Raw genomic sequence first — 25,527 nt, 5'->3', positions numbered from 1 at the left:
GGATACGCGGCTGGTCCGGCACGCCGCCGCCGCATGGCATTTCAGAGCCGCGCACGCAGCGGGAAGGCATAGTTGCGGGAAAAATACCGCACGTCATTAGGGACGTCGTACGATCCCCAGTAACTGCGGATACCGTCGCGGGTCAGGTTGGACGCCTCCAGGCCGATCGTCAGGTGTTTGTTGACGTCATAGTTGATCGCGGCATCCAGTCTTTCGATCGGGTCGCGGAACTGGTTCAAGTACGGATTCTGGCCATCGAGCCTCCATTGCCGTCGCGACTGCCAGTTATATGCGACCCGGACGTTCAAACCGCCCCGTTCAAAGAATCCGATCAGGTTGTACGTATACTTAGAGACGTCAAGGATGGGACCGAAGACGACAATGTCCTTGTCATCCTTGTCTTTGTCGAGCCAGCTCACGCGGGCGATCGCCAAGGTACCGTTGATCGAGGTGCCGAAGGACTTCAGGATCCCCGGCAGAAAGGTGAAAAAGGTGGTGAACTGTCCTTCGATGCCGCGATGGCGCCCGCTATTGACGTTATAGGGTCGGGTGACCAGCGTCGGAACATCGGGCATCTCGGGCAGATATTCCGGCAAAGTCCGGTTCGCGATCAGATTCTCCTGATTCCATTGCCACACGCCCAGGCTGGCCGTTCCGGTCGTACCGAAATACCATTCGAGCGACGCATCATATTTCTGAGTCGTAAATGGCTTGAGGTTCGGATTCCCCCCGGCCGCCCCACGGTTGGCCCCCGCTCCAATCTGTATATTCAAGGCCGGAGTGGTAAGGCCCACCTCCGGGCGCTGAACGTCATAGGTATAGGCGAGGCGAAGCTGTAGTTTCGGCGTGATGTGCGCGATCGCGTTGGCGCTCGGCAAAATGTCCAGGGCATTCCCTTGCGGATTGTACACCATATCGGTGTCCAACCACCGATTGTAGCCTTGATCGTCGATGATGAGCCGTTCGAGATGACGCCGCGCCCTGAGCATCGTCAGGCTGTTGACCATACGGGCGCCGATGATCCCTTCGACGGGGACGAACAGTTTAAGATTGTAATGGAATTGCCCGTAGACCGCATAGCCGGCTTCCGATCCCGCGATACGCCAGTAAGGATCGTTCTTTGGATAAGGCGTATCGAAATCCGGATAGATCGGCGTCAACAACGCACGAATCCTTGGAAAGCTCGTCCGGATAGCCTGACTATCGCCGATCAACCAATTGGTATTGGCGCGTTGGAAATGATCTCCGAATGGCGAGAGCTTGTAATCCGGCAGCAGTGCGATCGGCAAGCGCAACCCGTCAAAACGACGGGTCGCCCAATAAGAACTGAAACTTCTTTTATTATAACGAAAGCCGACTTTTAAATAGTCGATGAAATTTAGAAATGTGTTCAACTTGAGATCTGATTTGATCTCGACATCAGAGCTCATGCGATTGATACGATATTGATTCAACTTGTCGATATACAGGTAGTTTTGGGGATCGAGGAGATCCGCGCCCCTGAAGTCGATTCTCACCCCGCCAAGCGGATCGTCTTTGTCGTTGAACACGAGATCGATCTGCGGCCGCTGATTGAATCGCAGGGCATGATACAGGCTGTTTGCCTCTACATGAACCTTATTATAGTTGATCCAGGAAGTTAGCTCGGCTTGATCGTCGCTGTACTGGACTTGCAACCGGGCATTGTACCCGTTGACCGACTCGATAAAGGAGTAGCGCCCGGGTCCGATCGGATCGAGCCCGGTCAGCGTCGCCGATTTTACCAAGCGACCATCGTCGGCAAGCACGACGTTGCTCAGCGTCGGAGGGGCGTTCCTTGTCGTCGAATAGCTGATCGGGATCGTGAAGTCGCTATCCGTCTCGTCACCCCTCCGGTTGGAATAGCCACCCTCGAGCGTCACGTTCCAATGATCGTCGGGCTTCCATTGCGATGAAATCTGGAACGCCGCCCGTTTGGATACGCCGCTGTTTCCGGAAAAGCCGACATCACTGGGGGCGTAGATGCGGGCCGGGATAGTCACCGGAAAAACCTGCTGTCGGAAGCTGGACAGCAGATCCGGTTGCGCATTGAACCGATTGTCTTCGTGATAGCCAACCCGGTTCCAGGTTCCGTTCACCGAAAACCCCATGCGGCCAAGTGCAGTATCGCCGTTATAGGCGATCAGGGCGCTGTAATAGGGATTTATCTCCTTGATCCGGTCCGAATAGTCGAAGCGAGTGCTCAGCGCATAGGTCGCACCCTCCTTGAAGTCGGTCGGGCGGCGCAACGTCAGGTTGACGACGCCTGTCTGGCTGCCCTCCACCTGATCGGGTGTGCGGGTTTTGTACACTTCGATACCGGCGACGAGATCGGACGATATGTCGTTGAGACTGGTCGTCCGCCCGACGTCGGAAAAGGTGGGCGAACCGTTTACCGTCGTCATCACGTTACCGAGGCCGCGGATCAGAACCTTGCCACCTTCGCCCCGCGCGCGGTCGATCTGGACACCGGGCACCCGTGCGAGCGCTTCCGCAACGTTCTTGTCCGGCAATTTGCCGATGTCCTGGGCCACTACGACGTCGACGATCTGCTGCGCGTGCCGTTTGACGCTGCGCGCGCTCTTCACATTCTCGCGAATGCCCATGACGACGATCTCCCCCTCAAGACGGCCGGATTCGTTGCTGATCCGCGGAGCATTATCCGCGGACTGCGCCTCGTCCTTGTCGTGCCCTTTCTTGTCCTTCGTGCCGATCTTCTTCTTTTTCACGACCTTCGCGGTCCTGGCCCCAGTTTGATCCGGCCCGGCCTTGCCCGATGGCGTCGCGTCATTTGCAGGAACCGATTGCAACGCAGCGAACGCAGGCGTTGGCGCTGCCGATATCATAATCGCGGTCAAACCAACGCTGGCCGCAAGTCTTCCATTCTTGGACACCGTACCCCCCACAGTCGATGTTTAGGTAGGCGGCGACTCATATCCAGTTCATTTATTCTGCATACGATATACGATGTTTAGCATAAGCAATATAAAGTTGGGCGCGCAAGCATCGCCGCTGGGGAAGTATGTCGTCAGTTGTCATGTCAGACAGCCTGAATCGCCTGCGGCGATGCCGAATACTGTGAGCATCGAGGGGGAAAATTGTGAGTGATGTGATACAGATAGAAAGCGGTAGCGAGACACCGTCCGGGCCGGCCGGCCCGCACCGGCGTGGAGCGTTGCTGACATTGCTGGGGGGGGGCATCGTGGCGGGTCTCGCCGATAGTGCGAGGGCCGAGATCAGATCATCGGTCGACATGGTTCCGTTGCAATTTGCCCTTCAACTGCAATATCTGGTGACCAACTATCTGAATTACGTCATATTCGGAGAAGGTCAGCAGTTACCCGCCCAGCTGATCCGGGCCGGGGAAATCTTTGGCGAGTCCGGTGTGGTCGCGACCAACATGCAACAGGTCAAATTCCCGTCGGCCAGCGAGCGGATTCTGCTGGCTCGCATCCGCGAAATGGCCAATACGCATTGGTATCAGACGCTGACGATCCGCGACATGCTGCGCGGCGACTCGGTGGCGCAACCGGAGATCGATTATCGTCCGGAAGCGTTCACGGCGATGCTGCGACTGGCCGGGGCGATCGGGCAGAACGAGACGTTCAGTCCCTATGAGTCGCCCGCCAATTGCCTGATCGGGGCGGAGATGCTGCTCAGCGTGCAGGCATCGGCGATCGCACCGATCCTGGGCAGCATGACGAACGAACTGGCGATGGCGGTGATGATCTCGATGGGCGCCTCCGCGGCCAGCAACGTCACCTCGGTCCGGTCGATGCTGTACGATCTGTCCGCCAGCACGCCAAAGGTTTTGACGATCCTCGATAAACTCGCCGCGTGGCGCGATCGTGTCGACGGTACCAGCACGACGGATCGCGGCTTCTCACCCACCGCGCAGGCGAACGGCCAGACCGCGGCCCGGGTGACCGTCATCGACAGGGACGGCCTGTATATCGGGCGGACACCGCAACAGGCGCTCAACATCCTCTTCATGACCTCGGCGTCGGTCACGCAGGGCGGGTTTTACCCGAAGGGAATCACCGGCGGCATCGTTCGCAGCGCCGCCAACTGACGCAAACATCATCATCCAGGGGGGATCGATCATGACGTCCGACATGCAAGGCGCGGCTGCAACGCGCCGCAGCTTCATTCATTTTCTCGGCGGTGCCGCGGTGGCGGGCGGCGGCCTCGGCCTTCTGTCGGGGTGCGGGGATGGCGTGGTCGGGGCGGACAACGTACCGGCACCAACCGCCTCGTCCACGGTGCCCGTCAGCGTGCCGTCGCCCTATACGGTGACCGATACCGACCGGCTCAACTTCGCCCTGCAGGTCCATTATCTGGTCGCGAGCTATCTGCAGATTTCGCTGGACGGCTCGGCGCTGCCGGCCACGCTGATCGGTGGCAGCGGCACGCTCGGCCAGGTGACGGGTGGCCGGCTGGTCCGCTTCACCGATGCGAAGCTGCTCGCGATCGTGCGCGAGGCGACCACCGCGACGGTCGCGCGTCTGGCCTATCTGCGGCGACTGTTGGGCAATGCGGTCACCGCACGTCCGGCGATCAGCCTGGCGACCGGCGCGGGCACTGCGTTTCAGGCGATCGCGGAGCCGCCGCGATCGACGCCCCCGACAAGTTTCTACGATCCCTTCGCCTCGGAGAACGATTTTCTGCTCGGCGCGGTATCGCTCTGTGCGGTGCTGACCAGCAGTCTGAACGAACTGGCATGGCAAATGGCAATCAACGTCCGCACGTCCTTTTCACCATTGGCCGTCGGCACTGCGGCAACCGATTCGGCCTTTCGCAATATCCTCTTCACCCGTGCCGCTGCCGAACCCAGCCAATCGTCGAACGGGCGGGTCTCGCTGTTCTCCCGTGCCAAGACCATGGCGAGTGCGCGCAATCCGTTCGATGGCCCGGGGAACCGGGACCAGAACATAGGGAGCCGAACGGACCCGAACATCGACGTCAAGGACGATACGAACAAGGTCGCCGTCCGTCGATCGCCCGAGAAGGTGCTTGGCGTCCTCTATACCTCGGCGCTGTCCGTATCGTCCGGTGGCTTTTATCCGGCAGGCCTGAACGGCACGATCAGGGTCAGCGGCGCCAATAGCTGAGCTCTCCGATAAGCGGCTGGCGTCAAAGAATGGAAACCGGCGCGTCGATGCTGCCATGTGTCCGTCCTCGATGGATCGCAACAGTGCGAGGATACGTCGGCCCGACGATGGCGGATGATATTCGGGAGATCCCGACTCGCGAACCGAGCGGGGAAAACAACGCTGATCAGTGATGGTGCACCCGACTGGATTCGAACCAGTGGCCTCTGCCTTCGGAGGGCAGCGCTCTATCCAGCTGAGCTACGGGTGCCTGAAGACGGCGCCTAGCAAAGCCGCGGCGGCGGCGCCAGAGGCTTTATGCGGCGAGCGCCTTGGGCGGCGGCGTCTTCGGCTTGAACGCGCACAGGTCGGCGACGAGGCAGCGCCAGCATTCGGGCCGCCGCGCCTTGCAGACGTAGCGGCCGTGCAGGATCAGCCAGTGATGCGCGTGCAGCCGGAACGGCTGCGGCGTCGCCTTGTCCAGCTTCAGCTCGACCGCGAGTGGCGTCTTGCCGCGGGCGAGGCCGGTACGATTGCCGACGCGGAAGATATGCGTGTCGACCGCGAAGGTCTCGGCACCGAAGGCGACGTTCATCACCACATTGGCGGTCTTGCGGCCGACGCCGGGCAGGCGTTCGAGCGCGTCGCGATCGTTCGGCACCGCGCTGTGATGATCGGCGACCAGCGCCTCCGACAAAGCGATGACGTTCTTCGCCTTGGTGTTGAACAGGCCGATCGTGCGGATGTGCCGCTTGAGTTCGTCGAGGCCGAGCGCGACCATCTGTTCGGGGGTCTTCACCTCGGCGAACAAGGCGCGCGTCGCCTTGTTGACGCCGGCGTCGGTCGCCTGCGCCGACAGCACCACTGCGACGAGCAATTGATAGGCATTGCCCGATTCGAGCTCGGTCTCGGGATGCGGGTTCGCCTCCGCCAGCCGGCGGTAGAATTCGAAGACGTCCGCCTTCTTCACAGGCCGAGCACGTCGCCCATACGGTAGCGGCCGGCGGGCCGGCCGGCGAGCCACAGCGCCGCGCGCACCGCGCCCTTGGCGAAGATCGAACGGTCCTGCGCGAGGTGCGACAGCTCGATCCGCTCGCCCTCGCTGGCGAACAGCACGGTATGATCGCCGATGATCGAGCCGCCGCGCAGGCTCGACAGGCCGATCGTCCCCTCGGTGCGCGCACCGGTGAGGCCGGCGCGGCCGTCGACGCGCAATTCGGACAGCGTCGTCCCCCGCCCCGCCGCCGCCGCCTCGCCGAGCAGGATCGCCGTGCCCGAGGGGGCGTCGACCTTATGACGATGATGGCTCTCGACGATCTCGATATCCCAGTCGGTGCCGAGCCGTGCCGCCGCCTCGCGGACCATTTGTGCGAGCAGGGTGACGCCGAGCGAAGTGTTGCCGGTCTGGAGCACGGCGATCTCGGTCGCGGCGGCGTCGATCGCGGCATGCTGCGCCTGGCTGAGCCCGGTGGTGCCGATGACCAGCGGCGTGCGCGCGGCGCGCGCCGCGGCAAGATGCGCTTCGATCGCCGAGGCGGTCGAGAAGTCGACCAGCACGTCCGACACGCGCGCGAGCACCGCCGGGTCGCCGCCGGCATCGACGCCGCCGGCAAGCGTCGCGCCCGCCGCATCGATCTGCTCGGTGATCGCGCGGCCCATGCGGCCGCTGCTGCCATAGATGCCGATCGCGGTCATGCGAGGCTCCTAACTTCACGAAGGTCACGCATAGCGGAGGGGGCGAGGGTCATGCCGGCCTTTTGGCACAAGGCCGGGCTGTAGGACAGCTTATCGCACAAGCTGTTGTTAACGCTACCTTTTACCGCGCACCTGTCGGACATGACCGGCTCTGCTGCCGGACGCGTTGCAGGATCGGGCGATGCGCCTATCTGGAACGGAATGACCGACATCCGCAACATCGTCGTGCTGACCGGGGCGGGCGTGTCCGCCGAATCGGGGATCGCCACCTTCCGCGGGCCGGGCGGGCTGTGGGAGGGGCATCGCGTCGAGGACGTGTGCACGCCCGAAGCGCTCGCCGCCGATCCGGTGCTGGTACATCGCTTCTACGATCTGCGGCGGGCGGCGCTCGCCGGGGTCGGGCCCAATGCCGCACATCGTGCGCTGGCCGAGCTGGATGCGGCATGGCCGGGCGATCTGCTGATCGTGACGCAGAATGTCGACGACCTGCACGAGCGCGCCGGGGCGCGGCGGTTGCTGCACATGCATGGCGAGCTGGCCTCGGCCCTGTGCGTAGCGTGCGGGGCGCGGCGGCCGTGGCACGAGGCGCTGCCGCCGGGCGCGCAGTGCGATGCGTGCGGGGCGGCGGCGCTGCGCCCCGACATCGTCTTCTTCGGCGAGATGCCCTATCAGATGGAGCGGATCGAGGCGGCGTTGGCGCGGGCCGATCTTTTCGTGTCGATCGGCACGTCGGGCGCGGTGTATCCGGCGGCGGGGTTCGTGCAGCTCGCCGACGCTTATGGCGCGGAGACGCTGGAGCTCAATCTGGAGCGGTCGGCGGGAAGCGGGTCCTTCGCCGAGACGCGGCTGGGGCCGGCGGGGGTGCTGGTGCCGGACTGGGTGCGGGAGGTTCTGGGGCAGTAGCCAGTCCTTCCCCGCAAGGGGGGGCTATCGCATATGGACGCTCGGGCGAGCCGGTCGTCTTCCAAGCTTATACCGTCACCCTGGACTTGTTCCGGGGTCCACGCTGCGGCGTGGAGAAAGGCTTGATTCGACACCGTTCCCCTGCGGCCCGGTGGACCCCGGAACGAGTCCGGGGTGACGATTTAGATGAGGAAACCGATCGAACCTCATCGCCACAACCATGTGCGATAGTCCTCCCCCGCAAGGGGGAGGTGGCAGCGCGCAGCGCTGACGGAGGGGGAGGATAGGGCGGGAGTATTGTCACCAAGCTCCCGCCCTGTCCTCCCCCTCCACCACCCGGCTTACGCCGGGCGGTCCCCCTCCCCCTGGCGGGGGAGGATTTGCGGTCACTCGACCCAGTCGAGGCCGATGTCGCGGTAGACGTCGCGGTCCTCGTCCCAGCCGGGCTTGACCTTGACGTGGAGGTAGAGGTGGACCGGCGATCCGAGGATGCTAGCCAATTCGGTGCGGGCGCGGGCGCCGATTTCCTTGATGCGGCTGCCGCCCTTGCCGAGGATGATCGCGCGTTGCGTCGGGCGCTCGACGAGGATCTGCTGATGGATCTCGACCGAGCCGTCCTCACGCTCGCTGTATTTTTCCGTCTCGACCGTACTGGCATAGGGCAGTTCGGCGTGAAGCTGGAGATAGAGCTGTTCGCGCGTCACTTCGCTGGCGAGCGCGCGTTCGGTGGCGTCGGAGACCTGATCCTCGGGATAATGCCACGGACCTTCCGGCATCGCCTTGGCGAGCGCCGACTTCAGCTCGGGCAGGCCGTCGCCGGTCTGCGCCGAGACGAACCACGTATCGGCGAAGGGCATCAGCGCGTTGAGCTTTTCCGCGTGGAGCAGCAGCCGGGGCTTGTCGGCGATGTCGACCTTGTTGAGGATCAGGATCTTGGGCTCGGGCCGGTCTTTCAGCGCCTCGGCGATCCGTTCGACCTTGCCGCCGATGCCGCCCTTGCCGTCGACGACGAGCGCGATCAGGTCGGCGCCCTCGGTGCCGGTCCAGGCGGCGGCGACCATCGCGCGGTCGAGCCGGCGCTGCGGTTCGAAGATGCCCGGGGTATCGACGAGCAGGATCTGCGCCTCGTCCTGGATCGCGACGCCGAGCAGCTTGGTGCGCGTCGTCTGCGCCTTGGGGCTGACGATCGCCACCTTCTGGCCGACGAGCGCATTGACGAGCGTCGACTTGCCCGCATTGGGCGCGCCGACCACGGCGACGAGGCCGCAATGTTGGGTCTGGGTCATGGGTTCTGGTCCGGTACGGGGGTTTGGGGGGCGGGCGGTTGCGCCGCTGATTTTGCGGTGGTGGAGGGGCGGGCTTCGACGGGCTCGGCCCTGATGGGGGATGGATTCGCAAGCGATGCGTTTGGGGATGGGTGCGCTTCGACAGGCTCAGCGCGAACGGCGGTCATGGCTGGGCCATCCGCCTCACCCGTTTGCCCTGAGCCTGTCGAAGGGCTGGGTTCCGCCTCGCGGTTGCGCGCGAGTTGGCTCAGCGCTCCCCAGTCGGCGCGGATCAGTGCTTCCATCTTGGCGCGGCTCCAGCCCTTGATCCGGCGTTCGGCTTCGAGTGCTTCGAGACGCGAGGGGAAATCCTGCGACCAGACGAGGGTCACCGGGCGGCGTTCCGACGTATAGCCCTCGTACGCACCGGTCTGGTGCTGGCCGATGCGCAGGTCGAGGTTGTCGGTGTGGCCGGTGTAATAGCTGCCGTCGTTGCAGAGGAGAAAATAGGCCCAGAACGCCATTACCCACCCCTCAGTGCAATCGCAGATGGACGCTCGTGCGAGCCGGTCGCCTTCCCAGCCCACCCCGTCACCCCGGACTTGTTCCGGGGTCCACTCTGCGGCGAGGAGAGAGGCTTGATCCGGAACCATTCTCCCGCGGCCCGGTGGACCCCGGAACGAGTCCGGGGTGACGAATTTGACAAGGAAACCGATCGAGCCTCATCAGCGCAGCCATATGCGATAGCCCTGCCCCGCCCCCGGGGAGAGGTGCCCTTCGACAGGCTCAGGGCGAACGGGGGGCGGAGCGTGACGTGCCTCACCCCTGGAGCTTCTCCAGCAGCGCCTTCGCCGCAGCCGTCTCCGCGATCTGCTTGTTCGCGCCGGTCGCGGTCGCGTCCGCGAAGCTGCCGATCTTTACCTGTACGGTGAAGCGCGGCGCATGGTGCGGGCCGGAGCGGTCGACGACGACATATTCCGGGGTGCGCCGGCCGGCCGCCGCCGCCCATTCCTGCAATGCCGATTTGGGATGCTGCGGTGCCTTGTCGCCGTGCTGGACGCGATTGCCCCAGGCCTTGCGGACGAAGGCGCGCGCGGCGTCGAGGCCGGCCTCGCGATACCAGGCGCCGATCAGCGCCTCCATCACGTCGCCGAGGATATTGTCGCTCTCATAGGCACCGTCGTCGCGCGCCTGTTTGCCGAGGCGCAGATGCGCGCGCACGCCCAGCTCGCGCGCCACGTCGGCGCACACCGTACCGGTGACCAGCGCGTTGAGCCGCTTCGACAATTGTCCCTCGGGCTCCTTCGGAAACAGCTCCCACAGCCATTCCGCCATGACGAGGCCGAGGACGCGGTCGCCAAGAAATTCGAGCCGCTCGTAATTCTCCGCCGCCTGGCTGCCGTGGGTCAGCGCGCGTTGATAGGGCGCGATGTCGGCAGGGCGGCGACCGAAGGTCTCGGTCAGCCATTCGGGCAGCGCGATGCTCAGAAGCCCTCTCCGATCCGCTGCCAGCGTGCCGCGGTGAACCAGCTGACCGGGTTGATCCACGAGGCATTGCCGTCGGTCGAGAAGAAGGTGACCACCGCCTTGCCCTCGATCCGCTCCATCGGGATGTAGCCCATGCCGATCGGCGCCGGGAAACGGCTGTCGGCGCTGTCGTCGCGATTGTCGCCCATCAGGAAAACGTCGCCGGCGGGCACGGTGTAGAGGCCGGTATCGTCCGCCTGCGGAATGTCGGCCTGGTCGAGCACCATGTAGCTCTTGCCGTTGGGCAGCGTCTCGCGGAAGCGCGGGTAGCGGCAGATCGGTACGCCGGCGGCATCGACGTCCTGGAACTGCGAACCACATTTCTGCGCGTCGAAGTTCGGCGTGAGCGGGAGCACGAAGTCGGCGACGCGCTGCTTGGGGATCGGCTTGCCGTTGAGGATCACCTGACCGCGCCGGACCTGGATCGTGTCGCCGGGCAGGCCGATGACGCGCTTGATGACGTCATGATCGTCGGGCTCGGGCGAGCGGAAGACGACGACGTCGCCGCGCGTCGGTTCGCGGCCGAGGATCCGTCCCGGGATCAACGGCACGCCGCCCGGCAGCGACCAGCGCGAATAGCCGTAATTCCATTTGGTGACGAACAGATAGTCGCCGATCAGCAGCCGCGGCAACATCGATTCCGAGGGAATCGAGAAGGGCGCGAACAGGAAGCTCCTGAGGATCAGCACCGCGATCGCCAGCTTGACGAGGAAGCGCAGCGTCTCGTTCAGCTCCGAGCGCGGCGGCTTGACGGTGGTGATGGTGGCCGCGGGGGCCGGCGTCGGTGTCTGATCCATAGCGAGGGAGCCTTAGCGTCCCCCGAGCGTCCTGAGTAGTCGTTCCGACCGACAGGGCTTGCCCGCCCGCGCAGGATCGATACGGAACTGACACGAACTCCCTTCCCCGAAGGACGACAAGACATGAGCGACTGGTCTGCGATCGAAGCCCTCCCCTCCCCCAAGCTGGTCGAGCTGTTCGATCAGGACGGCGAGCGGCTGTCCAAATTCAGCCTCGACGTGGCCGGAATCCATTTCGACTGGTCGAAGACGCATCTGACGACGCAGGCGGTCGAGGCGTTCGCCGCGCTGGCGCAGGCGCAGGACCTCGCCGGCAAGCGCGACGCGATGTTCGGCGGCGAGCACGTCAACGTCACCGAGGACCGGCCGGTGCTCCATGCCGCCGAGCGCGGCGAAGGCGATGCGGAGAGCGTCGCGCTGGCGCGCAAGCTGCACGAGCGGATGCGCTCGCTGATCGACGCGATCGAAGGCGGCGCGCTCGGCGACATCCGCCACGTGCTGCATATTGGCATCGGCGGGTCGGCACTCGGGCCGCATCTGCTGGTCGACGCGCTGGGACGCGAGGATGCGCGCTACGACGTCGCGATCGTCTCCAACGTCGACGGCGTCGCGCTGGAGGATGCGATCAAGGATTTCGATCCGGCGGCGACCCTGCTGGTCATCGCATCGAAGACCTTCACCACCAAGGAAACGATGCTCAACGCCGAATCGGCGCTGCAATGGATGACGGAGCATGGCGTCGAGGACCCCTATGGCAAGGTGATCGCGCTGACCGCGGCGCCCGACAAGGCGATGGAATGGGGCGTCGACGAGACGCGCATCCTGCCGTTCGGCGAAGGCGTCGGCGGGCGCTATTCGCTCTGGTCGTCGATCGGCTTTCCGGCGGCGATCGCGCTCGGCTGGGGGGCATTCGAGGAACTGCTCGAAGGCGCGGCGGAAATGGATCGCCATTTCCGGCTGACCGCGCTGCACGAGAATGCGCCGGTGCTCGCCGCCTTCGCCGACCTCTATTACACGCAGGTGCGCCACGCCGAGACGCGCGCGCCCTTCGCCTATGACGAGCGGCTGCGGCTGCTGCCGAGCTATCTCCAGCAGCTCGAGATGGAGTCCAATGGCAAGGGCGTGAAGACCGACGGGACGCCGGTCGGCCGGCCGACCGCGGCGATCACCTGGGGCGGGGTCGGCACCGATGCGCAGCATGCGGTGTTCCAGCTGCTGCACCAGGGTACGCATCTGGTGCCGGTCGAGTTCATCGCGGTGATCGAGCCGGGCGACACGCTCGCCGAGGACCATCATCGCCAGTTGCTGGTCAACGCCTTCGCGCAAGGGGCGGCGCTTATGAAGGGCAAGCAGGTCGAGGATCCGGCGCGCTCGTACAGCGGCGACCGGCCGTCGTCGACCTTGCTGCTCGACGTGCTCGATCCGCGTACGCTGGGGGCGCTGATCGCCTTCTACGAGCATCGCGTGTTCGTGAACGGGGTGCTGCTCGGCATCAATTCGTTCGACCAGTTCGGCGTCGAGCTGGGCAAGGAGATGGCGAAGGCCGCCGACCAGGGCGGCCAGTCGTTCGATCCCTCGACCGAGGATCTGATCCGGCGCGCCGGACTGGAGTGATCGAAGCATTCGGGATCGTCGTGCGTTGAGGCGCGATGATCCCGCTCCTGCTCGCCGCGGCGCTCGCGCCCGTTCCCGCCACCGTCGCCGCGATGCGCTGGGAGCGACGGGTGTTGCTGCTGTCGGCGCCGCGCGCGGATGACGCGGGACTGGCGGGACAGCGGCGGGCGCTCGCCGGCTGGGATGCCGCGGCACGCGAGCGCGATCTGGCGGTGGTGACGATCGTCGGCGATCGGGTGAGCGGCGCGGACGACGGCGCGGCGGGGTTGCGCAAACGCTATCGGCTGCCGGCGGGCCGGTTCGTGGCGATCCTGATCGGCAAGGACGGCGGCGAGAAACTGCGCGCGACCAAGCCGATCGCGGCTGACGTGCTGGCGGAGACGATCGACGCGATGCCGATGCGGCGCGCCGGGGAGCGGTAGCGTTGCGGAGTAAGGGCGCGCCCTCTATGTGTACGGTTCTGCGGAGCCATACACATGCGGACCAATATCGAGATCGACGACGCCTTGATGGCGGAAGCCGCCCAGTTGAGTGGCCTGAAGACCAAGCGTGATGTGGTTCACTTCGTTCTAAACCGTTACGTCAAGCTCGAGCGTCAACGCGAAGCCCTTGAGGGGTTGCGCGGACTCGGCTGGGACGGTGACCTTGAGGCGATGCGTATTGACGATCCGGTACGCGAATGGGGATAATCGTCGTCGATTCCAGCGTATGGATCGACCTGCTGCGCAATCGGGATACGATCCAGACCCGCGCATTGACGGGATGTCTCGATAGAGGCGATCCCTTAAGCATCGGCGACCTCGTCCTTATGGAAGTGCTGCAAGGCGCACGAAGCGAAGCGCGGGCGGATGAGGCGATGCGATTCTTCGCTCGCTTCGATCGACTGACGATCAGCGACCACCACGTCGCCGTTGCAGCCGCCCGCCACTATCGCCATCTCCGCGGTCTCGGCATCACGATCCGCAAGACGATCGACACGTTGATCGCCACCCGCTGCATCCTTGACCGTCTTCCGCTGTTGTACAGCGATCGTGATTTCGACCCTTTCGTCCAGCATCTCGGCCTCCGGTCGGCGCTCGACGCTCCCGGAGTGAATTGATGTCCGACTATGATTATGACCTGTTCGTCATCGGCGCGGGGTCCGGCGGCACGCGCGCGAGCCGCGTCGCCGCGGCGCATGGCGCGAAAGTGGCGGTCGCCGAGGAATATCGCGTCGGCGGCACCTGCGTCATCCGCGGCTGCGTGCCCAAGAAGCTGCTGATCTACGGCGCGCATTTCGCCGAGGATCTGAAGGACGCCAAGCGCTTCGGCTGGCAGGTGCCGGATCAGTGCGCGTTCGACTGGCAGACGCTGCGCGACAACGTGCTCGAAGAGGTCGACCGGATCAACGGCGCCTATACGCAGACGCTGGAGACGCATGGCGTCGAGATCATCCACCAGCGCGCGGTCGTCACCGGACCGCACAGCGTCCGCCTCGCCGACGGGACCGAGAAGACCGCCGGGCGCATCCTCGTCGCGGTCGGCGCGCATCCGGCGGTGCCCGACTGCCCCGGCGCCGAGCTCGGCATCACCAGCAACGAGGCGTTCCACCTCGATGCGATCCCCAAGCGCATCCTGATCGCCGGCGCGGGCTATATCGCCAACGAATTCGCCGGCATCTTCCACCAGCTCGGCGCGCACGTCACGATCATGAACCGGACGCAGGACATCCTGCGCGGTTACGACCTGTCGATCCGCGACCGGCTGCTCCAGATCAGCATGATGAAGGGGCTGGAGTTCAAGTTCGACGCCAATTTCGAAGGCATCGAGAAGGGCGAGGACGGGTGCCTGACCGTCCGTATGTCGAACCATGACCCGGTGACGGTCGACATGGTGATGTTCGCCACCGGCCGCGTGCCCAACACCGAGGGGCTCGGCCTCGAAGAGATCGGGGTGAAGCTCGAAAAAGGCGCGATCGTCGTCGACGAGCAGAACCGGTCGAGCGTCGACAGCATCTTCGCGGTCGGCGACGTCACCAACCGCGTCCAGCTGACCCCGGTGGCGATCCGCGAGGGGCAGGCGTTCGCCGACACCTTCTACGGCGACAAGCCGACGACGGTCGATTATTCCAACATCCCCGCGGCGGTGTTCAGCCATCCGCCGATGGCCGGCGTCGGCATGACCGAGAGCGAGGCGAAGCAGAAGCTCGGCTCGATCCGCGTCTATTCGTCGGATTTCCGGCCGATGAAGAACGTGCTCGCCGGCCGCAACGAGCGCGCCTTGTACAAGATGGTATGCGACGGTGAGACCGGGCGGATCGTCGGACTGCATATGATCGGGCCCGACGTGCCGGAAATCCTGCAGGCGGCCGCGATCGCGGTGAAGGCGGGGCTGACCAAGGCGCAGTTCGACGAGACGGTCGCGCTTCATCCGACGATGGCCGAGGAACTCGTGCTGATGAAATAAGGGCCGGCTGGGCGCCTAGAAACATTCGAGATTGCGGCGTTCCGGACAACGACGGGCGCCGAGGCGTCCCTTTTTCGTCACCCCGGGCTCGACCCGGGGTCCCGCTTCTTCCTGATCCGTACCGGTAAAAGGACGTAGCGGGACCCCGGATCAAGTCCGGGGTGACGGGTAGACGGCGATGAACGTCGATTGGTCCCGGGCCGCCAGACGGGCCGCGGGTGCTATCGCTGCGCCTGAAGGTAGGCGATCACGTCGGCACGGTCGAGCGGGTCGGCGAGGCCGGGAAAGCCCATCGAGGTGCCGGGGGCGAAGGCGCGGGGGTCGGCCAGCCAGACGTCCAGCCGCTCGGGCGTCCAGCGGCCGCCGACGCGTTGCAGCGCGGCGGTATAGCCGAAACGCGGGCTGACCCCGGCGACCGGCGCGCCGACGACGCCGAACAGCGTCGGGCCGTTGCGATCGGGCGCGTCGCGGCGGATGGCGTGGCAGGCGGCGCAGCGCGCGAATTGACGCTCGCCGGCGGCGACGCTGGCGACGCGCAGCAGCGCGGCCCGATCGGGTGACGGACCGGCGGCGGCGCGGCGCGCCGCGCGGTCGTCGTTCGAGCAGGCGGCGAGCATCGCGACCGTGGCCAGCCAGAGAATAAGCGGCGCCGGGCGTTTCGGGGCTTCTTTACCTTTGTCCGTTACGGACGCAATATGACCCATAAGATGTTCGTCCTCGCGCTGTCGGGCGCCATCGCCGTGGCCGGACTGCCGGTCCCGCCCGCGACGTCGAGCTCCGCTTATGCCGCGGAGCGCCGCCTGATGGCGAGCCGCGCGGTACAACAGCAAGCCTATTTCGCGCGTCGGCTGACGCTGCTCGGCGAACGGCTCGACCGGCAGCGGCGCGCCGGGCTGGTCGCACCGGGGCCGGCGGCGTTCATGCGCGACGACCTGACGCGAATATGGAACGGGGTGGACCAGTACGTCCAGCGTGGCGCGGCGCTCAGCCCGGACGAGCGGCGGAGCTATTGCGCGATGCTTCGCCGCATCGAACAGCGACTGGCGCAGGCGGAGGCACGGCGGCATGCCGCCCCCCGCCTCGCCGATCGGTCAGTCCGCGAACAATAGGACCGGCGTTTCGAGCTGCGTCTTGAGCGCCTGGACGTAGCTCGCCGCATCCCAGCCATCGACGACGCGATGATCGCAGCTGATCGACAGGTTCATCAGCTTGGCGCGGCGGATTTCGTCACCGCGACCCGTGAACACCGGGCGTTCGACGATCTTGTTCGGACCGATGATCGCCACTTCGGGGCGGTTGATGACCGGCGTCGTCGCAATGCCGCCGAGCGGCCCCAGCGAGGTGACGGTGATCGTGCCGTTGCCGAGTTCTTCCGGCTTCAGCTTGTTGGCGCGCGCCGCCTCGGCGAGGCGCGCGATCTCGGTGGCGAGTTGCCAGACGTTCCTGTCCTGCGCGTCGCGGATCACCGGCACGGTAAGCCCTGCGTCGGTCTGCGCCGCCATGCCGAGATGGACGCGGCCCGAGCGCGTGACCACGCCCGCCTCGTCGTCGTACCGCGCGTTGAGCATCGGGAATTGCGGCAGCGTGCGGCAGATCGCGACGATCAGCAACGGCAGCAGCGTCAGCTTGGGGCGTGCGCCGCGATGATCGTTGAGATCGGCGCGCATCGCCTCCAGCGCGGTGACATCGATCTCGTCGACATAGGTGAAGTGCGGGATGTTGCGCTTCGACGCGGCCATGTTCTCGGCGATGCGGCGGCGCATGCCGATGACGCGGATCTGCTCGTCGGCACGGGCGCGGGATGCGCCGGGGGCTTGATAGCCCTGGCCGGCGTTGTAGCGCAGGAAGGCGTCGAGATCGGCGTGACGGACGCGATCGGCGTCGGTCTTCACCTGTGCGAGGTCGATGCCGAGATCGCGCGCGCGGGCGCGGACGGCGGGCGAGGCGAGGACATGGGCTTGGTGTGCTGCGCCACCATCCTCCGTTCGCCCTGAGCCTGTCGAAGGGCGGGTTTCCCCAATCGGTGCGTTCGTGGCCCGTGCTTCGACAGGCTCAGCACGAACGGGCGATGGGGCGCTGGGCTCGCCCGACCGCGCCGGGGTGGTCAGGCCGGCGCTCTGCGCTTCCTCCACCCCCGGGTTTTCCGCCTCATATTGTTCGGCGACCTCGGCCTGCTCGACACTCGGCGGCGCGGCGATCGCCTCGCCCCCTCCCGCGCTCTCGCAGGCCTCCTCGGTCTCGATCACCACCAGCGCCGCGCCGATCGCGACCTGGTCGCCGACCTCGCCGGCCAGTTCGACGACGACGCCCGACACCGGCGATTCCATCTCGACGGTCGCCTTGTCGGTCATCATGTCGGCGATATTCTGGTCTTCCTCGACCCGGTCGCCGACGGCGACGTGCCAGGCGACGATCTCGGCCTCGGCGATGCCCTCGCCGATGTCCGGCAGCTTGAAGGTGAAGCGGGCCATCCTATGCGTCCTTCATGATCTTCTTGAGGGCCTGGCCGATGCGCACCGGCCCCGGGAAATACGCCCATTCGAGGCTGTGCGGATACGGCGTGTCATAGCCGGTGACGCGCTCGATCGGCGCTTCGAGATGGTAGAAGCAGCGCTCCTGCACCAACGCCGACAATTCGGCGCCGAAGCCGCTGGTGCGCGTCGCCTCATGGACGATCATGCAGCGGCCGGTCTTCTTCACCGACGCCTCGATCGTCTCGATGTCGAGCGGCACGAGCGTGCGCAGGTCGACGATCTCGGCATCGATATTGTGTTCGGCGATCACCGCCGCGCAGACGTGGACCATCGTGCCGTAGCACAGGATGGTTAGCGCCTCGCCCTCGCGCACCACCGCGGCCTTGCCGAGCGGCACCTTGTAATAGCCGGTCGGCACCTCACCGGCGGGGTGCTTCGACCAGTTTTCCGACGGCTTGTCCCAATAGCCGTTGAAGGGGCCGTTGTAGATGCGCTTGGGCTCGAAGAAAAGGACGGGGTCGTTGTCCTCGATCGCCGAGATCAGCAGGCCCTTGGCGTCATAGGGCGTTGCGGGAATCACCGTCTTGATGCCGGAGACGTGGGTGAAGATGCCCTCGGGCGATTGCGAATGCGTCTGGCCGCCGAAGATGCCGCCGCCGAACGGCGAGCGCACCGTCATCGGGCTGATGAACTCGCCCGCCGAGCGATAGCGCAGCCGCGCCGCCTCGGAGACGAGCTGGTCGAGCGCGGGATAGATGTAATCGGCGAACTGGATTTCGGGGACCGGGCGCAGGCCATAGGCGCCCATGCCGATCGCGACGCCGATGATGCCGGTTTCGGTGATCGGCGTGTCGAAGACGCGGGTCTTGCCGTATTTCGCCTGCAGGCCCGCGGTGGCGCGGAAGACACCGCCGAAATAGCCGACGTCCTCGCCCATCACGAGCACGTCGGGATCGCGCGCCATGCAGATGTCGAGCGCGCTATTGATCGCCTGGATCATGTTCATGCGGGCGGTGCCGGTGTCGGCGGCGGGTTCTGGCTGGGTGGTGATGTCGGTCATTCCACAATCCTCGTCACCCCGGGCTCGACCCGGGGTCCCGCTATCGTGCGCGGCAGGAAAGAAACAGCGGGACCCCGGGTCACGCCCGGGGTGACGGCGTGCGTGGCCATCACTTGCGCGCCCATGGCCGGCCGCTCGCCTCTTCCTCGGCCATCATCTGCGCCTGCTGTTCGCGCAAATGCCACGGCATCTCCTCGAACACGCCGTCGAACAGCGTGTCGAGCGGCTGATGCAGGCCGTGGCCGAGGATGCCGTTCTTCTCGGCTTCCTTCTGCTCGGCCTTGACGTATTCGGCGAGCTCGCGGTCCTGCGCGGCGTGGCGCTCCTCGTCCCATTCGCCGATGACGATGAGATGCTGCTTCAGCCGCGCGATCGGGTCGCCGAGCGGCCAGGCGGTCGGTTCGCCGGCGCTGCGATATTGCGTCGGATCGTCGGAGGTCGAATGGCCCTCGGCGCGATAGGTGAAATGCTCGATCAGCGTCGGCCCGGCATTGGTGCGCGCGCGCTCCGCCGCCCACAGGGTCGCCGCATAGACCGCGAGCGCATCATTGCCATCGACGCGCAGCCCGGCGATGCCATAGCCGATCGCGCGCGCCGCGAAGGTCGTCGCCTCGGCCCCGGCGAAGCCCGAGAAGCTGCTGATCGCCCATTGGTTGTTGACGACGTTGAAGATCACCGGCGCGCGATAGACCGCGGCGAAGGTGCAGGCGGAGTGGAAGTCGCCTTCCGCGGTCGAGCCCTCGCCGCACCACGCCGCGGCGATGCGCGTATCGCCCTTGGCGGCCGAGGCCATCGCCCAGCCGACCGCCTGCGGATATTGCGTGGTGAGATTGCCCGAGATCGAGAAGAAGCCGTGGTCGCGCGCCGAATACATGATCGGCAGCTGCTTGCCCTGGAGCTTGTCGCCACGATTCGAGTAGATCTGGTTCATCATCTCGACCAGCGGATAGCCGCGCGCGATGAGCAGCCCCTGCTGGCGATAGGACGGGAAGCACATGTCCTCGAAGTCGAGCGCCTGAGCGGCGGCGATCGCCACCGCCTCCTCGCCCGTCGCCTTCATGTAGAAGCTGGTCTTGCCCTGCCGCTGCGCGCGGAACATCCGCTCGTCGAAGGCGCGGAGCAGCGCCATGTTGCGCAGCATCCGCCGCAGCATGTCGGGCGAGAGCTTGGGGTCCCACGGCCCGACGGCGCGGCCGTCCTCGTCGAGGACGCGGACCAACGTATAAGCGAGATCGGTGAAATCGTGCGCCGAGGCGGCGGTATCGGGGCGCCGCGCGGCACCGGCGGGCGGCACGTCGACGCCGACGAAGTCGACCGCATCGCCGGGCCGGAACTTGGGCTCCGGCACGTGCAGCGTCAGCCCGGGCAGGTTCCGGGGCGGCTGCGCATTGGCGCGAGGATGCTCGCTGGCCACCATCTCTCTCCTTCACGTCCGACGAGGGTCGCCAGCGCTGTTGTTGGATCGTGTTGCGCGGCTGTAATTAAATTTCAAGCGGCTTTTCGGTGGGCGGAGCGATTCCGCTGTACCGGTCGAAACGGATCGTGTGCCGGGCGACCCCGTTCCTCCCCGGCACGGGGAGGTGGCGGCGCGAAGCGCTGACGGAGGGGGGCGTCCACAGGCGCCACGCCTGCGGCCCGCCCCCTCCACCACCCGCTGCGCGGGCGGCCCCCCTCCCCGTGCCGGGGAGGATTGGCTCACCCCACCGTCTGCTCGATCACGCCGAAGATCGGATGGTGCTTGTCGTCCTCCGCCCAGATGCGCACGGTGTCGCCCTTGCGCAGGAACGGCGTCGTCGCCGTGCCGGTGGCGATCGTCTCGACGGTGCGCAGCTCGGCGAGGCAGGAATAGCCGACGCCGCCCGCCGCGATCGTCTGGCCCGGACCGCCATCGGGGCCGCGGTTCGAGACGGTGCCCGAGCCGACGATCGTCCCCGCCCCCAGCCGGCGCGTCTTCGCCGCATGCGCGACCAGCGTTCCGAAGTCGAAGGTCATGTCCTCGCCCGCATCGGCGCGGCCGAACGGCTGGCCGTTGAGATCGACGTGGAGCTTGCGGTGCAGCTTGCCGTCCCGCCACCAGTCGCCCAGCGCCTCCGGGGTGACAAACACCGGCGAGAAGGCGCTCGCCGGCTTGGACTGGAAAAAGCCGAAGCCCTTGGCGAGTTCGCCGGGGATCAGGTTGCGCAGGCTGACGTCGTTGGTCAGCCCGACCAGCCGGATGCCGGCCAGCGCCTCGTCGCGGCTCGCGCCGAGCGGCACGTCGCCGGTGACGACCACCACCTCGGCCTCGAGGTCGCAGCCCCACGCCTCGTCGGCGAGCGGGATCGGGTCGCGCGGGCCAAGGAAACCATCCGAGCCGCCCTGATACATCAGGGGATCGTGCCAGAAGGTCTCGGGCATCTCGGCGCCGCGCGCCTGCCGGACGAGCGCGACATGGTTCACATAGGCCGAGCCGTCCGCCCATTGATACGCCCGCGGCAGCGGCGAGGCGGCGTCATGTTCGTGGAAGCGCTCGCGCGGGATCACCTCGTGGTCGAGGTCGGTGGCGAGGTTCTGGAGATCGGGCAGCAGCCGGTCCCACGCGTCGAGCGCCGCCTGCAAGGTCGGCGCGATGTGCGTCGCATCGGCGCACCAGGCGAGATCGGTGGAGACGACGACGAGCCTGCCGTCACGGCCCTGCTTCAGACTGGCGAGTTTCATCCGGCGCATCCTCTCATGTCGTTGGCCCGACGGTGTATCGGCTGGCGTGCCGGGTTGCGACGGAAAAGTATCGGGGGATACGGGAGGCCCCTCTCCACCCGTCCGTCATTCCCCCACCCCTTGCTTCGTCATCCCGGCTTTCGCCGGGATGACGAATTATGGAGATGACGAATGGGACAAACGACAAGGGCCGCCCTCCCCTGCGGGAGAGCGGCCCCGGTTTTACGTGCGACGATCGATCAGAATTTGAACTTGATCGCGCCGCGATAGGCCTGGTTGCGCACGTCTTTGCGCGCGACGGTGGTGTCGGCGCTGACCGACAGCTCGATCCGGTCGGTGGCATAGGACAGGCCCGCCGCCAGTTCGGCCCAATTCTGGTCCTGGCTCGACAGGCGGAAGCCCGCCGGTGCGGTACCGCCGATGAAATTGGCGGTGAAGACGCCCGGCTGGTCCTTGAAGTCGTGGACGTAATAGGCCGAGGCGAACGGCTTGATCACGTCGCCGCCGGCCAGTTGCAGCCCGGCGCGACCCTGCGCGCTGTCGAGATTGTAGCGGTCGAAGCGCAGCGCGCCGTCGCCACCGGTCTCCACCGTCGGCGTGAAGCCGATGTGATTGACCCGCGCCGCGATCCGCGGCCCGACCTGCAGGCCGCCGAAGTCGAACATCTGCCCGAGACCGACCTCCGCCGACACCGCCAGCGCATCGTCGCGGCTGCGCAGCGTCGAGGCGACCGTGGCGATCGCCACCGTACGCCGCGTATACGCCTGGAACACGCCGCCGCTGACCTGCGCGTCGAGCACCTGCCCGCCCGGCGCCTGCAGCTTGCCGAACAGCGTGCCCTGGAACAGCTCGCCGCGCGCCGACTGGCCGACGCCGCCAGTGGTGCCGTCGAGCTTGGTATAGCCGAAGCCGAAGCCGAGCACGCCGGTGTCGCTGACCTTCGCCTCGATGCCGCTGACCACGTAGAAGCCGTCGAAATTGTCACGGCCGCCGAACGGATTGGCATCGCGCAGGCTGTGGCTGTCGCCGTCGACGTACCCGCCGGCGATGAACACGTTGACGTTCTCGGGCAGCACGCCCTCACGCACCGTGGTCGAGGTGGTGTCGCTCGCGGTCGCCTGCGTCATCGGCAGGTCGCTCGCCATCAGCGCGGCGAATTGCAGCGGCTGGCCGGTCATCGTCAGCGTCCCCGACAGCGGCTGGCTGGCGTCGATCCCGGCGAGATGCTGGCGGTAGAAGCGCGACATATTCTCGGTCGCGACCGTCCCCATGCCGTATTTGAGCGGCGTGGTGCGCGGTGCGAGCCCTTCCAGCGTCGCACGGATCGTCCCCGCATCCTGAAGATCAAGGATGCCGTACAGACCCGACAGCGCAGTGTAGTTGCTCGCGCGGTTGCGATCGAGCAGTCCGGCGAAGGCGGTCTGGATCGGCGTCGCGGCGACGACGCTGGCATAGCTGCCGGCGACGATCCGCGCCTGCACCGCATTCGCCGAATAGACGAATTGCGGGGTCAGGATCGCCGACAGGGCCGAGGGCGACTGGAAGGTGCCGACGACACCGCCCGCCGCGGTGACGATCGTGTAGAGATCGTTGTAGCGGATCATGTGCCCGGCGACCGGCGCGAAGCCGACGCGGCCGCCGATGCTGGCGACGCCGTCGGTGGTGCCGTTGCGCACCACCGCGACGCGGTCCGACGTGCCGTTGGGGCCGACGTCGACCAGCAACGTGCTGCCCGAAGCGAGGATCAGGTTGCCACCGACGGTCAGCGTGCCGATCGTCCCCATCGTGCCCGGCGCGATGATGCCGGTGGCGCTGGTGAGGAACGGCGTGTTGATCCGGCCGCTGCCGGTGAGCAGGCCGCTCATCAGGAAGTAGTCGCCGCGCGTCGACAGCGTGCCGTCGACCTGCACCGCGCCGGTATATTGATTGACCGCCATCAGGCTGGTCAGCGATCCCGCCGAGGTGATCGCCAGCTTGGCATTGGTGCCGGCGACGCTGAACCGGTCGATCGTCACTGCGGTGTCGAGCGTCGTCGTGCCCGCCGCGCTCAGCGTGACGTCATAATACCGCGCGCTGCGCCGCGTCGCCGCATCGGGATCGATGTTGTTCGGCACGAAGTTGGTCGCACCCGGCAGGCCGTTGGCGAGCGTCGCCGCCGGCAGCGCCGCAGCGACCGCATCGCCGCCGACGGCAGCGGTGGCGTCGGCATCGATCTTGCGCACCGTCGCCTGATCGTTGCCGCTGCTCGCGGTGCCGCCCTGTACGCCCGGCTGCGCGGCGGCGACCGGCTGACCGTCGACATAGGTGATCTTGGTCTTCACGTCATAGCATTGGTCGTAGTTGAACGCCGGCTCCTGATCGCAGACCTGACCGAATTTGTTCTCCGTATCGGGGGTGATGCCGAGGCCGGGCGTGGTGGGCACGCCATTGGCGAGCTGGCCGTTGACGATCACCTGATAGGAGGGGTCGAGCGCCGTCACCCAGTGGCTGGCATCGCTCCACTTGCCGTCCCCGGCGACCGTATTGGCGTAGCGATACGGATTGTTGGCGAGGATATAGTCCCAATAGAGATACAGCGGCTGGTAGAAAGCGGTGGTGCCGTAGCCGCCGCGGATCTGGCCGCCGAACGTGTAGCTGCCCGACAGCACGCCGATGATCGTCGCCTTGTTGAACGTCCGGTCGAGGATCAGCGGACCGCCCGAATCGCCGGGGCCGGTCGTCCCCTCGCGAGGCAGCGCCTCGTCCTTGAACAGGTTGTAATCGCCGGGATAGCGGCGGGTCGGATCGTCGAAGTCGGTCTGGTACAGATTGGCGGGCAGGCCGGCGCTGCCGCCGAACAGGCCGAAATAGAAATCGTCGATCGAGCCGAGCAGGCCGACGTAATTCTCCGCGACGCGGCGGCGGTAATCGATCGCGCCGCTGGCGCCGGTCAGGCCGGTGCCGTTGGTGCCGTAGCCGGTCACCGTGACGTGATAGCCGGTGCCGGTCGTGTCGCTGATCGACGCGGGCGCGGGCAGCGGCGAGAAGAGCATCGTCCAGGTCGGCACGTCGGCCGCCGGCGTGTCGAAGGTCGCCAATGCGACATCGGCCTGCAGGAAGTTGTTGGCGAGGCCGAGGTTCAGCGACTGCGCGTTGTAGACGACCTGATTGACGTTGTAGAAATGGTTGGCGGTGCTGGTGCTGTAGTTGCTGCGGAACCAGGCGCGCTGGCCGGCAATCGTGTCCGCCTCGAAGCCGAAGCCGATCGGCAGCTGCCCGGCGCCCTTGCCGTAGTTCCACGGGTTCATCGCGGTTCCGGTCGGGCTTTCGTTGACGCAATGCGCCGCGAACACGACGGTGCGCGGATTGATCAGCGTGCCGGTGCACAGGCCGACGAAGCCGTTCTTCTGGTCGATGATCATCTGGCCGACGCCATTGACGCCCTGGTCGAGGATCGTGCTCGGCGTGCCGGGATTGGAGATGACGACGCTGGGATCGGCCTGCGGCGGCGTCGCCGTCGCCGACCCGCCCTGCATCTCGGCGATCGGCAGGATGCCCTTGAGGCTCATCGACAGATCCGAAGTCGCGGCCTGGGCCTGGGCGGCGCCCGGCAGCGCGATCAGCGCCGACGAGGCGAGAAGGACGCGACGGGCTGCGCCACGCAATGCTGTATTAGCCATTATCTATTCTAATCCCCTGTTATTCGGCCGATCTTCTCACGGTCACGAATGTCGGGGAGCCTATTGGGGGCCGGGGGCAAGTCAAGGCGGCAGGAAGGTCAACCTTCCATTATAGAATCGGAAATGGTGAAAGTGTTGATCGCGAGCCACACCGATGCCCGTTTCGCCTCCGACTTGACTTTTGCCGCGATGCAGCGCACATGGCGGTCAATCGAGGCGTCATGCAGCGTGAACGGGTTGGCTCTGCCACCCCCGGCTCCGCCTCGGTCGATACGCTCAGGGC

Annotated in this window: 22 protein-coding genes and 1 tRNA gene; 9 read left to right on the top strand and 14 right to left on the bottom strand. The window is 66.1% G+C overall.

The features are described 5' to 3' along the window. Positions 1-41: 41 nt before the first annotated feature. A complete protein-coding gene (locus AC07U4_RS12800) occupies positions 42-2,912 on the bottom strand; it encodes a TonB-dependent receptor (protein WP_495195625.1) in 2,871 nt (956 codons plus the stop codon). A 308-nt stretch (positions 2,913-3,220) separates the two neighbouring features. Between AC07U4_RS12800 and AC07U4_RS12795 the strand changes: the two genes are divergently transcribed. Both AC07U4_RS12795 and AC07U4_RS12790 read left to right on the top strand, forming a co-directional pair. Beyond that, positions 3,221-4,090: a ferritin-like domain-containing protein gene (locus AC07U4_RS12795; RefSeq protein WP_495195624.1), complete on the top strand. Its 870-nt coding sequence runs from the start codon at positions 3,221-3,223 to the stop codon at positions 4,088-4,090. Positions 4,091-4,121: 31 nt separating this feature from the next. After that, complete coding sequence (locus AC07U4_RS12790) at positions 4,122-5,129, top strand: hypothetical protein (RefSeq protein WP_495195623.1); 1,008 nt, start codon at positions 4,122-4,124, stop codon at positions 5,127-5,129. A gap of 173 nt (positions 5,130-5,302) precedes the next feature. On the opposite strand, the gene AC07U4_RS12785 is transcribed toward AC07U4_RS12790, so the two are convergent. The 3 genes from AC07U4_RS12785 to dapB form a co-directional block, all read right to left on the bottom strand. Next, positions 5,303-5,379: transfer RNA gene (locus AC07U4_RS12785), tRNA-Arg, on the bottom strand. A 45-nt stretch (positions 5,380-5,424) separates the two neighbouring features. Next, a complete protein-coding gene (gene nth, locus AC07U4_RS12780) occupies positions 5,425-6,078 on the bottom strand; it encodes an endonuclease III (RefSeq protein WP_495195622.1) in 654 nt (217 codons plus the stop codon). Then, a complete protein-coding gene (gene dapB, locus AC07U4_RS12775) occupies positions 6,075-6,803 on the bottom strand; it encodes a 4-hydroxy-tetrahydrodipicolinate reductase (protein ID WP_495179217.1) in 729 nt (242 codons plus the stop codon). Before dapB ends, nth begins: the two co-directional genes overlap by 4 nt. 201 nt (positions 6,804-7,004) lie before the next feature. On the opposite strand from dapB, the gene AC07U4_RS12770 reads away from it, so the two are divergent. Further along, the gene (locus AC07U4_RS12770) at positions 7,005-7,706 is read left to right on the top strand and encodes an NAD-dependent deacylase (RefSeq protein WP_495195621.1); all 702 of its coding nucleotides are present in this window, start codon (positions 7,005-7,007) and stop codon (positions 7,704-7,706) included. Positions 7,707-8,092: 386 nt separating this feature from the next. Here the strand turns inward: AC07U4_RS12770 and era are convergent, their stop codons facing one another. The 4 genes from era to lepB form a co-directional block, all read right to left on the bottom strand. Continuing rightward, on the bottom strand, positions 8,093-8,992 hold the full coding sequence (gene era, locus AC07U4_RS12765; protein ID WP_495195620.1) for a GTPase Era: 900 nt from the start codon (positions 8,990-8,992) through the stop codon (positions 8,093-8,095). Beyond that, on the bottom strand, positions 8,989-9,495 hold the full coding sequence (locus AC07U4_RS12760) for a GIY-YIG nuclease family protein (protein WP_495195619.1): 507 nt from the start codon (positions 9,493-9,495) through the stop codon (positions 8,989-8,991). Before AC07U4_RS12760 ends, era begins: the two co-directional genes overlap by 4 nt. Before the next feature lie 295 nt (positions 9,496-9,790). After that, positions 9,791-10,459, bottom strand: a complete 669-nt coding sequence (gene rnc / locus AC07U4_RS12755) for a ribonuclease III (protein ID WP_137899826.1) — start codon at positions 10,457-10,459, stop codon at positions 9,791-9,793. Next, the gene (gene lepB, locus AC07U4_RS12750; RefSeq protein WP_495195618.1) at positions 10,456-11,295 is read right to left on the bottom strand and encodes a signal peptidase I; all 840 of its coding nucleotides are present in this window, start codon (positions 11,293-11,295) and stop codon (positions 10,456-10,458) included. The genes rnc and lepB overlap by 4 nt, the downstream gene beginning before the upstream one ends. Before the next feature lie 123 nt (positions 11,296-11,418). On the opposite strand from lepB, the gene pgi reads away from it, so the two are divergent. From pgi to gorA, 5 genes are read left to right on the top strand one after another with little or no spacing between them, the layout of a single operon-like run. Further along, positions 11,419-12,909 (top strand): glucose-6-phosphate isomerase, encoded by a 1,491-nt coding sequence (gene pgi / locus AC07U4_RS12745; protein ID WP_495195617.1) that lies wholly within the window; start codon positions 11,419-11,421, stop codon positions 12,907-12,909. Positions 12,910-12,944: 35 nt separating this feature from the next. Continuing rightward, positions 12,945-13,331 (top strand): DUF4174 domain-containing protein, encoded by a 387-nt coding sequence (locus AC07U4_RS12740; RefSeq protein ID WP_495195616.1) that lies wholly within the window; start codon positions 12,945-12,947, stop codon positions 13,329-13,331. Positions 13,332-13,385: 54 nt separating this feature from the next. After that, on the top strand, positions 13,386-13,598 hold the full coding sequence (locus tag AC07U4_RS12735; protein ID WP_495179224.1) for a type II toxin-antitoxin system VapB family antitoxin: 213 nt from the start codon (positions 13,386-13,388) through the stop codon (positions 13,596-13,598). Next, complete coding sequence (gene vapC, locus AC07U4_RS12730) at positions 13,589-14,008, top strand: type II toxin-antitoxin system VapC family toxin (RefSeq protein WP_495195615.1); 420 nt, start codon at positions 13,589-13,591, stop codon at positions 14,006-14,008. The genes AC07U4_RS12735 and vapC overlap by 10 nt, the downstream gene beginning before the upstream one ends. Further along, on the top strand, positions 14,008-15,354 hold the full coding sequence (gorA, locus tag AC07U4_RS12725) for a glutathione-disulfide reductase (RefSeq protein ID WP_495195614.1): 1,347 nt from the start codon (positions 14,008-14,010) through the stop codon (positions 15,352-15,354). The genes vapC and gorA overlap by 1 nt, the downstream gene beginning before the upstream one ends. 221 nt (positions 15,355-15,575) lie before the next feature. Here the strand turns inward: gorA and AC07U4_RS12720 are convergent, their stop codons facing one another. Then, entirely contained in the window at positions 15,576-15,971 is a 396-nt protein-coding gene (locus tag AC07U4_RS12720; protein ID WP_495195613.1) for a c-type cytochrome, read from the bottom strand. A gap of 78 nt (positions 15,972-16,049) precedes the next feature. On the opposite strand from AC07U4_RS12720, the gene AC07U4_RS12715 reads away from it, so the two are divergent. Further along, positions 16,050-16,463, top strand: a complete 414-nt coding sequence (locus AC07U4_RS12715) for a hypothetical protein (RefSeq protein ID WP_038663093.1) — start codon at positions 16,050-16,052, stop codon at positions 16,461-16,463. Here the strand turns inward: AC07U4_RS12715 and AC07U4_RS12710 are convergent. From AC07U4_RS12710 to AC07U4_RS12690, 5 genes are all read right to left on the bottom strand, one after another. Continuing rightward, on the bottom strand, positions 16,446-17,825 hold the full coding sequence (locus AC07U4_RS12710; RefSeq protein WP_495195612.1) for a dihydrolipoamide acetyltransferase family protein: 1,380 nt from the start codon (positions 17,823-17,825) through the stop codon (positions 16,446-16,448). The genes AC07U4_RS12715 and AC07U4_RS12710 overlap by 18 nt on opposite strands. A 1-nt stretch (position 17,826) precedes the next feature. Next, the gene (locus AC07U4_RS12705; protein WP_137899827.1) at positions 17,827-18,834 is read right to left on the bottom strand and encodes a transketolase C-terminal domain-containing protein; all 1,008 of its coding nucleotides are present in this window, start codon (positions 18,832-18,834) and stop codon (positions 17,827-17,829) included. Between the two features lie 163 nt (positions 18,835-18,997). Next, a complete protein-coding gene (locus tag AC07U4_RS12700) occupies positions 18,998-20,305 on the bottom strand; it encodes a thiamine pyrophosphate-dependent enzyme (protein ID WP_052075631.1) in 1,308 nt (435 codons plus the stop codon). A 278-nt stretch (positions 20,306-20,583) separates the two neighbouring features. After that, a complete protein-coding gene (locus tag AC07U4_RS12695) occupies positions 20,584-21,585 on the bottom strand; it encodes a fumarylacetoacetate hydrolase family protein (protein ID WP_495195611.1) in 1,002 nt (333 codons plus the stop codon). 239 nt (positions 21,586-21,824) lie between these two features. Next, positions 21,825-25,244, bottom strand: a complete 3,420-nt coding sequence (locus AC07U4_RS12690; RefSeq protein ID WP_495195610.1) for an autotransporter domain-containing protein — start codon at positions 25,242-25,244, stop codon at positions 21,825-21,827. Between the last annotated feature and the right edge of the window lie 283 nt (positions 25,245-25,527).

Source organism: Sphingomonas sp. GW821-FHT02B09 (assembly GCF_059421875.1).
Note: the sequence above shows the minus strand (reverse complement) of the source record. Positions and strands in the feature narration are given on the sequence as shown.

What these genes read in the sequence shown, in the direction of transcription:
- AC07U4_RS12790 (WP_495195623.1), top strand. Translation starts at nt 4,122, where the DNA reads ATGACGTCCGACATGCAAGGCGCGGCTGCAACGCGCCGCAGCTTCATT.
- dapB (WP_495179217.1), bottom strand. Translation starts at nt 6,803, where the DNA reads ATGACCGCGATCGGCATCTATGGCAGCAGCGGCCGCATGGGCCGCGCG.
- AC07U4_RS12770 (WP_495195621.1), top strand. Translation starts at nt 7,005, where the DNA reads ATGACCGACATCCGCAACATCGTCGTGCTGACCGGGGCGGGCGTGTCC.
- era (WP_495195620.1), bottom strand. Translation starts at nt 8,992, where the DNA reads ATGACCCAGACCCAACATTGCGGCCTCGTCGCCGTGGTCGGCGCGCCC.
- AC07U4_RS12760 (WP_495195619.1), bottom strand. Translation starts at nt 9,495, where the DNA reads ATGGCGTTCTGGGCCTATTTTCTCCTCTGCAACGACGGCAGCTATTAC.
- lepB (WP_495195618.1), bottom strand. Translation starts at nt 11,295, where the DNA reads ATGGATCAGACACCGACGCCGGCCCCCGCGGCCACCATCACCACCGTC.
- pgi (WP_495195617.1), top strand. Translation starts at nt 11,419, where the DNA reads ATGAGCGACTGGTCTGCGATCGAAGCCCTCCCCTCCCCCAAGCTGGTC.
- AC07U4_RS12740 (WP_495195616.1), top strand. Translation starts at nt 12,945, where the DNA reads ATGATCCCGCTCCTGCTCGCCGCGGCGCTCGCGCCCGTTCCCGCCACC.
- AC07U4_RS12735 (WP_495179224.1), top strand. Translation starts at nt 13,386, where the DNA reads ATGCGGACCAATATCGAGATCGACGACGCCTTGATGGCGGAAGCCGCC.
- vapC (WP_495195615.1), top strand. Translation starts at nt 13,589, where the DNA reads ATGGGGATAATCGTCGTCGATTCCAGCGTATGGATCGACCTGCTGCGC.
- gorA (WP_495195614.1), top strand. Translation starts at nt 14,008, where the DNA reads ATGTCCGACTATGATTATGACCTGTTCGTCATCGGCGCGGGGTCCGGC.
- AC07U4_RS12720 (WP_495195613.1), bottom strand. Translation starts at nt 15,971, where the DNA reads ATGCTCGCCGCCTGCTCGAACGACGACCGCGCGGCGCGCCGCGCCGCC.
- AC07U4_RS12715 (WP_038663093.1), top strand. Translation starts at nt 16,050, where the DNA reads ATGACCCATAAGATGTTCGTCCTCGCGCTGTCGGGCGCCATCGCCGTG.
- AC07U4_RS12710 (WP_495195612.1), bottom strand. Translation starts at nt 17,825, where the DNA reads ATGGCCCGCTTCACCTTCAAGCTGCCGGACATCGGCGAGGGCATCGCC.
- AC07U4_RS12705 (WP_137899827.1), bottom strand. Translation starts at nt 18,834, where the DNA reads ATGAACATGATCCAGGCGATCAATAGCGCGCTCGACATCTGCATGGCG.
- AC07U4_RS12700 (WP_052075631.1), bottom strand. Translation starts at nt 20,305, where the DNA reads ATGGTGGCCAGCGAGCATCCTCGCGCCAATGCGCAGCCGCCCCGGAAC.
- AC07U4_RS12695 (WP_495195611.1), bottom strand. Translation starts at nt 21,585, where the DNA reads ATGAAACTCGCCAGTCTGAAGCAGGGCCGTGACGGCAGGCTCGTCGTC.
- AC07U4_RS12690 (WP_495195610.1), bottom strand. Translation starts at nt 25,244, where the DNA reads ATGGCTAATACAGCATTGCGTGGCGCAGCCCGTCGCGTCCTTCTCGCC.